The sequence below is a fragment of the Acidovorax sp. CF316 genome (assembly GCF_000276605.1).
Classification (GTDB): domain Bacteria; phylum Pseudomonadota; class Gammaproteobacteria; order Burkholderiales; family Burkholderiaceae_C; genus Acidovorax.
Map to the genome: position 1 here is coordinate 1 of NZ_AKJX01000053.1, position 7947 is coordinate 7947.

Genomic DNA, 7947 nt, shown 5'->3' on the forward strand with positions numbered 1-7947 from the left:
CCGCCCAGCGCCTGGCCGCGCGGCGTCAGTTCCAGCCCGAGCTTGCCGCGCACCACCAGGCGATCGCCCAGCATCCGGCGCAGCCGCCCCAGCGCCCGGCTGGCGGCCGGCTGGCTCAGGCCCAGGCGAAGGCCCGCCTGCGTGACGCTGCGCTCCCGAACCAGGGCTTCGAACAGTTTCAGCAGGTTGAGGTCGAGCGCAGACAAATCCACTTGGTGCATATTCAATATGACTTTCATGCCATTGCCGCATGCTAAGCCGTCTCGCACCATTCGGGCTCTTCTGAACTGGAGTTTTTTCGAATGACTGCTTCCCCTCCTCTCCCCTATGTCGTGACGGGCGTGACCGGCCGCACCGGTGCCGCTGCCGCCGATGCGCTCTTGCGCAGCGGCCAGCCTGTGCGCGCCGTGGTGCGCGACCCGGCCCAGGGCCGGCCCTGGGCCGAACGTGGCGCCGAGATTGCCGTGGCCGACCTCACGGACCTGGCCTCGATGACCCGGGCGCTCAGCGGCGCCCGGGGTGCCTATGCCGTCTGTCCGCAGCACTACGGCCGTGAAGACCTTGTCGAGCAGGCAGACCGGGTGGCCAGCACCACGGCGCGCGCAGCGCTGGCGGCGGGCGTGCCCAGGCTCGTGGCCCTGTCATCGGTAGGCGCCGACCGCGAGAGCGCCACGGGATGGATCGGGATGAACCGCGTGTTCGAGCAGCGCTTGCAGGAAGCCGGTGTTTGCGCCGTCTTCCTGCGCGCGGCCTATTTCATGGAGAACTGGGCACCGATGGTCGCGCAGGCCGTGCGCAGCGGCACGCTGCCAAGCTTTCTGGCCCCACCCCAGCGCGCCCTGCCGATGGTGGCCACGGCGGATGTCGGCAGCACCGCAGCGGCCTTGCTGGTGCAGCAGGAGTGGGCGGGGAACCGCGCGGTGACCCTCGCGGGGCCCGGGGACTGCGCTCCGAACGATGTCGCCGCCATCGTTGCAGCCACGCTCGGCAAGCCCGTCGGCGTGGCCGTGCTGCCCGAAGCGCAGTGGCCCCAGGCACTGGCCGACGCCCATTTCTCCCAGGCCGCGCTGGCGGGTTTCACCGAAATGACCCGGGGCCTCAACGCCTCGCACATCGACATCAAGAGCGACCCCGACGCGGCCGCACGGGCAGGAACGACGGCGCTCGGGCAGGTCATCGCAGCCCTGGCACGGCGCCAGGGCTGAGCCCGGTGCAAACGCGGGTCGGGCAAGGTCTTGCCCGATCCGTTAACCTCGCCCTCTTCAACCGACCGCGCGCAACACCCTCCTGCGGCGCGGCACCGCAACCGCCTTGCCATCCACCACCCCATGACCACCCCCACGGGCCCCTCGTCCAACGGACTGCTGTTCCGTGTCTCCAGCGCACATGCGGTCAGCCACCTGCACATCATGGCCGTGCCGGCCATGCTGCCGCTGTTGCCCCAGGCGCTCGACGCGAGTTTCGTCGAGCTCGGCTTCGCCATCGGCATGTTCAACATCGTCACGGCCCTGGTGCAGGCGCCGCTGGGCTTTGCGGTGGACAAGCTCGGTGCACGGCGCATGCTCATCGCCGCGCTGGCGCTGGGCGCGCTCAGCTTCGGGCTGCTGGCAGTGTTCCCCAGCTACACCTGCCTGCTGGTGGCCATGGCGCTGGCGGGGCTGGCCAACGGCGTGTACCACCCGGCGGACTACGCCCTGCTCTCGCGCGGCATCGACGCGCAGAAGATGGGGCGCGCCTTCTCGATCCATACCTCGGCGGGCTATCTGGGCGGTGCGCTGGCCCCGCCGCTGATGGTGGGCATCGCCGTCACGGCGGGCGCGCAGTGGTCGTTTGCCGTGGCCGCGCTGGCGGGCGCCATCGCCCTGGCCTGCGTGGCCGTGGGTGGGCAGGCCGCGCCCGCCACCGCCGCATCGCCACCCAAGGCCGACCAGGCCAGGGCCAAAGCCACGGCGGGCCGCCCGCTCAAGACCCCGCTGCTCACCCTGGTGACCCTGACCCTGCTGTTCACCCTGCTGAGCCTGAGCACCGGCGCCATCGACAAGTTCTCGGTCACTGCGCTGATGCAGGGCTTTGCCGTGCCGCTCTCGGTGGCCAACTCGGCGCTCACCGCCTTCCTGTTCGCCAGCGCCGCCGGCGTGCTCGCAGGCGGGGTGCTGGCCGACCGCACGCAGCACCACGGCGTGCTGGCAGCAGCCGCCTTTGCGCTGGCGGCCGTGCTGGTGGTGGCAGTGATCCTGGTGAGCCTGCCGGCGCTGGCGCTGGTGGTGGCACTGGGGCTGATCGGCTTCTTGACCGGCGTGGTCGCCCCCTCGCGCGACATGCTGGTGCGCGCGGCCTCGCCGGTGGGGGCCGAGGGCCGCACCTTCGGCATCGTGTCCACCGGCTTCAACATCGGCGGCGTGCTGGGCCCCCTCATGTTCGGGCTGCTGCTCGACCGGGGCCTGGCGGCCGGCGTGCTCTGGGCCTCGGTGGCCTTCATGGCCGCCACGGTGGTGATCGTGCTGTTCCAGGAGCGCAGCCAGGCGGCAGCGCGGCAGCCCGCGCTGGCGGGGCGGTGACCCGCCAGCGCGGGCCCTGAACGGGCAGCCAGCGCCCTGGCAGAAGGCATGCGCTCCCTTGCGCCAGCCTCGCCAAGATACGACTGCCGGCTTGTGAAGCAAGCCTGCTGAAACCGGCCTTGCCCTCGCTGCCAGTGCGGGGCCGCCTCTCAGCGGATCACAGCCACGGCGGTCGGGTTGGGGCCCGGAGCCGACGTTGCGAAACGCCACCCGGAAGCTGCCGTTGATTTGCCGCCCGCTGGCTCACAGTCCCCAACGTGCTGTTGAAAACACCGGTGCCTCCCTACTGGCAAGCTATAGTTTGCTCAGTTGATGCTTGCCGGGTTTGCAGGAAATTTGTATCGGTGCTTTTGAACAGCGCACTGACTGCAAGCCCAAGCTGCAAGCCACTTCCAGGAGGACCCATTGTCCAGAATATCCCGCAAGGTCCCGTTTATCCCGCAGGTTTTGCGGGATACAGCACGTTGGGCATCTGGAATAACCTGCCGTAGGCGCATGGAGGTACTCTCATGTTGAGATCCCAGTATCTTCTGCTACTGGCCTTCCTGGCCGCACCATCTTTCGCAGCGCCCTCTGACGCCCTTGCCCAGTGGGTACCCAATGGTTGGAAGGTCATCACCAACAACGCAGGGGACCTGAACCGCGACGGAATTGACGACGTGGTGCTTGTCACTGAAGAAACCAATCCTGCCAATTTCAAGAAGAAGCCAGAGGGGTCTCCTGGACCGAACATCCTCAATTTGAATCCACGCCGTCTCGTCATTCTCCTGCGGTCATCCAGTGGGCTGAAAGAAGTCCTGCGCAGGGACAATCTGCTCCCTAGCGAGAATGCTGAAGACATGGATTGCTTGGCCGATCCACTAGCGAACGGTGGTGTATCGATTGCGAGAGGCAATCTGGTCATCGAATTGCAAGATTGGCGAAGCTGCGGTAGCTATGGCGTGGTGAGCGAAAAGTTCACTTTCCGCACCCAGGGCACTCGGTTTCAACTTGTAGGTTATGACCGCTCTGAGTCCTCCCGCAGCACTGGCGAAAGATCCGAGTACAGCACCAATTATTTGACGGGCAAAAAGAAGACAACGACGGGACTGAATGACTTTAGGGACTTCAAGGCAGAGGTTTCTTGGAAGAGGCTTCCGTCCAAGAAGGCTTTCTTCTTGGACGAAATCTCCCTCCATTGCGACGCAGCTGATCCAGCGCAAAAGAACAATTGGTGCCAGTAGCCATGCTCCATATGCCCAACCATCAGGTCAACACGGACGCTGCGCGATGAAGCCGCGCTGCGCCGGTTACCTCAAACGTTGAGCGCCTGCTTTCAGCCGCCTCCACTGGCCGCTCCTGGCCGATGGCCGCCATGGTAGACAGGCCGGAAACGGCGCCTCGGCAGGTTGTCAAAGCAGCGGCCCGTCGTGTAGCAGGCCCTGGGCTCCAACACCAGTGGGGCCCAGGGAGCCTTCAGAACAGATGGCCCCCGGGCCGAAGATGCGGGTGCAGCCGCAGTCCTTCAGCCGTTGCGCATCGCGCGCCGTCTCACAACGACATGACAGCGAACGAGCAGAAGACCAACACGATGCAAAAGAACCCGCCAACGAAGCAGGCGGACCGGTCGGTGAGGACCCGCTGCCCATCGCGCACAAAACTCAGTGCTCCCGCTGCGCCGTGGATCCGGCCTTCGCCTGCGCGCTCGCCACGCCAGCGCCCCAAGGTCAGCGCATAGATCACCAACTTGCCCGCCACGACGAACACAAAGTCCACCAATATCGTGGCCACCAATCCAAAAATTGCTTCCATCCGTGTAGATGCTCCCAGGGCTTGTCACCACCAAAGCCGGCCTGCCGCGTCCTTCTTCTTCCCGGTGGTGCGCGGCTGCTTTTTCCTGGCCCATGGTGGGCAGCGGCGCCGCCACCGCATCTTAGGGGCTGTGCGTGGGGGTGTGCCGGATTGCAGGGGCACAAGGGCAGGCAGGGGGTGAGGGTACTCGCTGGCTCAGCTTGCCTGGCAGGTGGGGTGCCACGGGGGTGAGGGGGATTGCTTGGCCGGCCAGGGGTCTGGGCCCTCCGCGGTGAGCGGGCCCGTCGGTGCGGATAGCGTGGGATGGGGCTGTCTCGCCTTCCATGCCTGCGCGACAAGTGCGCGCTCGTTCTTCAGTGCCGGATCAATGCCGGATCAATGGCTGCCGAACACATCCACGGGGGACGGGGACACATGCCGCCGGAGCTCGCCGTTGGCGACTTCCAGTGCCTCAGGGTAGCTGGCCCAGGGCCCCCGCACGGTGAGCACCGGAGAGCCGTCTTCTTCGAAGATGAAGATGCTGTGGGGCACCGGAGCGTGCTGTCGCAGCGTGACGGGCCTCACCATGTAGACGGAACCATGGAGTTCGATGTTGGGAGGCCAAGGGGTGTGCATGCCGGCTCTTGTTACAAATGTTTTCAACTGTGGCTATCTTATGCCCAGAAGCGCCATTTGGATGATCGGCAACCCGGGTGAGCGTGATGTCCTACACGGATGGGGTGTGAATCGCAGGGACGCGGCTTCGCTGCGGGGCCGCAGGCGGGCGTCGCGTTGGCGGGGGCGGGTTGCAGCCCCGCCTACCCCACCGTCCAATCCCCATCCGCCACCGCAGACACCCCGCTCAGCCGGACCAGGCCATCCTGGCTGCCCAGTGCGGCCGTGGCGTCGTTCACCAGGATGTAGGTGTCGCCGCCGTAGCCAAAGGCAATGGCCTTGCTCGCGCCGGCAGTGCTGGCAGCCAGGGCAGCGGCGTCCAGCAGCGAGGTGGACGCGGCGATGCTGGCCAGTTGCGCGCTGCTGGGCGCCGCCTTGGCGGTCGGTGTGGCGGCGGTCAGGCGCAGTTGGTCGGTGCCGCTCACAAAGTCGGTCACCTCGATGGCCGAGCGGCGCAGCGCGGCCGCGTTGTCCAGGCCCAGGGCCGCGCTGGCGGGGCCGGCCAGGCCGGTGAGGGCGAGCACGTCGGCACCCGCGCCCAGGGTGATGCTGTGGGCGTTGCGGGCGCCGATGGTGACGGTGTCTGCCCCCGCCCCCGCATCGATGGCCGCGCGCCCGCCCGAGGTGTCGTTCACGGTGATCCGGTCTGCCGCCTGGCCGCCGAGGATGCCGATGGGCGTGGCACCCGTGGTGGCGAACGTCAGGTCCAGCGGCGCCTGGAGGGCCGCGGCGTTGATCACCTGCACATGGGCGCCGGTGATGGTGGTGGTGAGGGCCTGGTTGCCCGTGAGCCTGATTTCCTCGGCCGCGGCCGCAGTAATCCTGGCGCTGTTGACCGTGGTGGCGGCCACGCTGCCCGGCGTGCTGGCAATGTTCAGGGCGATCACATCGGGCACGATGATCTCGTCCGCCCCGGTCGCATCGGCCAGCATGAGGTTGACCGGCGCCACCTTGAACGAGGGGGCCTTGAAATGCACCGTCAGCGCCGTCCCGGCCAGGGAGTTCTGGATGCCCACCCCCGTTTCGCGGTTCACCCCGGTGAACGTGACGTTGCTGCCCGTGGCCGCGTCGAGCCACAGCTTCCAGATGCCCCCAGACTTCTCCGCACCGAGCTGTGCCTCCGCGCCCGCGGTGATGAACACGGACTCGATGTTGCTCAAGGTGGGCACCACCTGGTCGCCGGCGGCCAGCGTGGCCTTGAGCACATTGTCCTTCATGCCATGGCCGCCGCCCTCGATGACGTCGGCCGAACCCAGTTGGCCGGGACTTTGCGCCAGGAAAACATCGTCATGCCGCGTGCCTTGCAGCGTGTCATTCCCGGTCGTGAGTTCCAGCGTGACCCCCGGGCCCTCCGAGATGACGTCGACCGTTGCATAGCCCTTGTTGGACGGATTGCTGGAGTACGCATGCACAGCCGCGATCTCATCGTTCCACCGGGCGGCGGCGGCCGAGTAGATGGCCAGGTCGCCCGTGGCGCCTTCCAGGCCCGAGAGGATCTGCCCCAACTGCAGCGCAACGACGCCCACATTGGCCTTGCCCACGGCGGCCAGGTAATCCTCCAGCGCCCCTCGCAAGGCAGGATTGGGCAACAGGCCCAGCGTCTCCAACAGCATGTAGGACAGGTACGCTTCGGACGTGCGCGCGTAGCCTTCGCCAAACTCACGCGCCACCGCATGGGCGCCCTCCGAGCCGATCTTGGCCACCGTGTAGATATACGACTCGTACCACAGTGGCTGCTGCCCATAAAACACGCGGTTCAAGATGGCAAAGGTGGCATCCGCGCCGAAAACCTGCACTGGCATTTTTTTCAACCTCCCGGGTTGTTTTTTGCAATGCACAGAGCCTATCGCGCCACGGGCCATTGCGATGCGCCTGCCCTCCACCATCGAGCAACTCTTTGCTACATGCGGCCTTGCGGCCCACGCAGTGGCTCAGGACCCGGAAGAACCAGGCAGTGCCACCGCCTGTGCGGACCGTGCTCACCGGGCAGCCACTACCGGATGGTGTGGACCAGCTGGTAGCGCTTGCTCGCCACCATCTCGTACAGCGTGCTGCTTTGCTTGTCACTCTTGAGGCCGTAACCGACATACAGCGTGGAGCCCCGCAAGGCGCGCAGGTCCTGGTTCGAGATCAGCACAGTGGTCCTGTTCTCCAGCCCGTGGATCCAGGGCAGGGGAATGCCGAACGGTGTAAGGGGTGCAAAACCGTACCCGTTGTAGCTGAATCCCGACGAGTCCGGCCCAAAGACCATGAGATAGACATCGCCCTCTACGCCACTGGCCAGGTGTTCGCTGCTGATCTGCACCCGCACCGTGAGCGTCTGGAGCTCAATCGGCCCCGTCACGGTCATCTCGCCCAGTTGCCCCGGACTGGGGCCTTCGAACACCACGGGCGTCGGCTGCACCGGCGCGGCCCCGGCTGGCCCGGTGCCCAACTGCCCCACGCTGTTGCTGCCCCAGGCCATGAGGGTGCCGTCGGACTTCAGGGCCAGGGTGTGCAGGGCCGCGGCCGCGATCTCGGTGTAGCCGTTGCCCAGGAGCTGGGGGCTGTCCACATCGGCCGGCGAATCCACACCCAGCTGGCCATTGGCATTGGAGCCCCAGACCCACACAGTGCCATCGGTCTTCAGCGCCACGGTGTGCGACGTGCCCTTGGCCACCTGGCCATAGCCCGCGCCGAGCGAGGCAGGCTGCTCCTCGCCCTTCCACTGCCAGAGCGTTCCATCCGTCTTCACGCCCACGGCGGTGGCGGCATTGAGCGCGACCTGCGCAAACCCGCTGCCTGCCGGGCCGTTGCTGCCGTAGGCAGTGCGCCAGGTGTTGAGCAGGTGGTTGTTCGACACGTAGCGCAGCGCGCCACCATCGAGCACGAACAGCGCGTTGTAGGGGCCTGTGGCCATCTGCCGGTAGCCGGCGGGCAACGCGTCCAGCGAGCCACTGCCCCC

7 protein-coding genes and 1 pseudogene are annotated in these 7947 nt (G+C 66.8%); 3 read left to right on the top strand and 5 right to left on the bottom strand.

Going from position 1 to position 7947, the window contains the following annotated elements:
* Positions 1–221: LysR family transcriptional regulator (locus PMI14_RS05825; protein WP_035202562.1), on the bottom strand; the 221-nt coding region annotated here is incomplete at its 3' end.
* An 81-nt stretch (positions 222–302) separates the two neighbouring features.
* Between PMI14_RS05825 and PMI14_RS05830 the strand changes: the two genes are divergently transcribed.
* The 3 genes from PMI14_RS05830 to PMI14_RS34080 all read left to right on the top strand — a co-directional run bounded on the left by PMI14_RS05830 (position 303) and on the right by PMI14_RS34080 (position 3781).
* A complete protein-coding gene (locus tag PMI14_RS05830; RefSeq protein ID WP_007851098.1) occupies positions 303–1205 on the top strand; it encodes an NmrA family NAD(P)-binding protein in 903 nt (300 codons plus the stop codon).
* Between the two features lie 123 nt (positions 1206–1328).
* Positions 1329–2558: an MFS transporter gene (locus tag PMI14_RS05835; protein WP_007851101.1), complete on the top strand. Its 1230-nt coding sequence runs from the start codon at positions 1329–1331 to the stop codon at positions 2556–2558.
* Positions 2559–3067: 509 nt separating this feature from the next.
* The gene (locus PMI14_RS34080; protein WP_007851104.1) at positions 3068–3781 is read left to right on the top strand and encodes a hypothetical protein; all 714 of its coding nucleotides are present in this window, start codon (positions 3068–3070) and stop codon (positions 3779–3781) included.
* Between the two features lie 307 nt (positions 3782–4088).
* On the opposite strand, the gene PMI14_RS05840 is transcribed toward PMI14_RS34080, so the two are convergent.
* The 4 genes and pseudogenes from PMI14_RS05840 to PMI14_RS05855 form a co-directional block, all read right to left on the bottom strand.
* Positions 4089–4349, bottom strand: a complete 261-nt coding sequence (locus tag PMI14_RS05840; RefSeq protein WP_007851106.1) for a hypothetical protein — start codon at positions 4347–4349, stop codon at positions 4089–4091.
* Between the two features lie 375 nt (positions 4350–4724).
* Positions 4725–4964, bottom strand: a complete 240-nt coding sequence (locus PMI14_RS05845) for a hypothetical protein (protein ID WP_007851108.1) — start codon at positions 4962–4964, stop codon at positions 4725–4727.
* Positions 4965–5146: 182 nt separating this feature from the next.
* The gene (locus PMI14_RS05850) at positions 5147–6805 is read right to left on the bottom strand and encodes a bluetail domain-containing putative surface protein (RefSeq protein ID WP_007851112.1); all 1659 of its coding nucleotides are present in this window, start codon (positions 6803–6805) and stop codon (positions 5147–5149) included.
* A gap of 191 nt (positions 6806–6996) precedes the next feature.
* A pseudogene (locus PMI14_RS05855) lies at positions 6997–7947 on the bottom strand (hypothetical protein); the annotation flags it as partial.